Annotated in this window: 2 protein-coding genes; both read left to right on the forward strand. The window is 45.3% G+C overall.

Features of this window, described 5'->3' with window-relative positions; all coding sequences use genetic code 11:
- The first annotated feature begins 97 nt into the window (after nucleotides 1-97).
- The gene (locus DP116_RS28305; RefSeq protein ID WP_169158259.1) at nucleotides 98-307 is read left to right on the forward strand and encodes a hypothetical protein; all 210 of its coding nucleotides are present in this window, start codon (nucleotides 98-100) and stop codon (nucleotides 305-307) included.
- A gap of 1 nt (nucleotide 308) precedes the next feature.
- Nucleotides 309-731: a type II toxin-antitoxin system VapC family toxin gene (locus DP116_RS28310; protein ID WP_169158260.1), complete on the forward strand. Its 423-nt coding sequence runs from the start codon at nucleotides 309-311 to the stop codon at nucleotides 729-731.
- Nucleotides 732-1,154: the final 423 nt, after the last annotated feature.

The raw sequence follows: 1,154 nt of genomic DNA on the forward strand, positions 1-1,154 counted from the left end.
TTGGATTTGGACTGGAGAGCCAGCACAAGCGCGATCGCCAACCTACCTTAGTCCAGCAAAATGACATAATTAGAACAACAGACGCTCAAAAAATCCTATGTCAACCCCCGAAATCGAAGCCAGACTAGCAATTTTAGAAGCTGAGGTGGCTCGCCTCAAGCAACAACTCCCCGTTTCTTCTATTCCTTGGTGGCAAACGATTTTAGGCAGCTTTGCCAACGACCCAGCTTACGACGAAGCGATGCAATTAGGGCAACAATACCGTCAATCCCTTCGCCCTGATTCTGACTCCTCTGGCGACATTTGATATGTATCTTTTGGATACCGACCATATCAGCGTTTTTGACCGTGGTGGAGCCTCAGCCCAGCCACTTCTTGCTAAAATAGCCCGTATCAATCCCAATGAAGTTGCTACCACCATAGTGACTTATGAGGAACAAATGCGGGGTTGGCTCAGTTACATCGCCAAAGCCGATTCCATAGAAGGGCAAATCGCTGCGTATCGCAAATTAGAAAATCAACTTGTTAATTACCGAAACATTTTTGTGATCAGTTTTGATGACAAAGCAGGGCAAATCTTTCAAAATCTTCGCAAATCCTATCCTCGACTAGGTTCAATGGATCTCAAAATTGCGGCGATCGCCCTTGCCCATCAAGCAACTCTGCTCACCCGTAACCTGAAAGACTTCGGACAGATTGAGAATCTTCATGTGGAAGATTGGACAGCTTAAGTCAATTCATCCAAACTCAATTACTCGCAGCTTTTCCCTTCAGGCGTTAAGCGTAGCTGCGCCTCCGGCAATCGCCCTGATTCTAGATAACTGTAAAATTAAGCAAGAGCGATGGTTTCGCCAAAGCCTTCTCTGCCAGAGGCTCCGCGAACGGCTAACGCAAAGAAGTACAAAACAATGACACGGATTCCATTAACATTGTTAGTTTTACTTCAGTGATACTGGTTTTATTATAGCGATCGCACCTCCCCTGTCCTGTGGTTACTTCGCAGTTGCGCTTAGAAAAGGGAAAGTGCTGCATCTTTCCTTGGATGGGTACTGTCGCTTACCGTACCTTGGAAAGATTGCTGAACTGTTTTTGCCGTGAATCGTTGGGAATTAGTAGTATCAGTGGAGATAATCCTTATTTTTTGACACTTAAAT

It is taken from the genome of Brasilonema bromeliae SPC951 (assembly GCF_012912135.1).
Classification (GTDB): domain Bacteria; phylum Cyanobacteriota; class Cyanobacteriia; order Cyanobacteriales; family Nostocaceae; genus Brasilonema; species Brasilonema bromeliae.

Excerpts from the sequence above, each read along its gene's own strand:
- DP116_RS28305 (WP_169158259.1), top strand. The coding sequence starts at position 98 with ATGTCAACCCCCGAAATCGAAGCCAGACTAGCAATTTTAGAAGCTGAG.
- DP116_RS28310 (WP_169158260.1), top strand. The coding sequence starts at position 309 with ATGTATCTTTTGGATACCGACCATATCAGCGTTTTTGACCGTGGTGGA.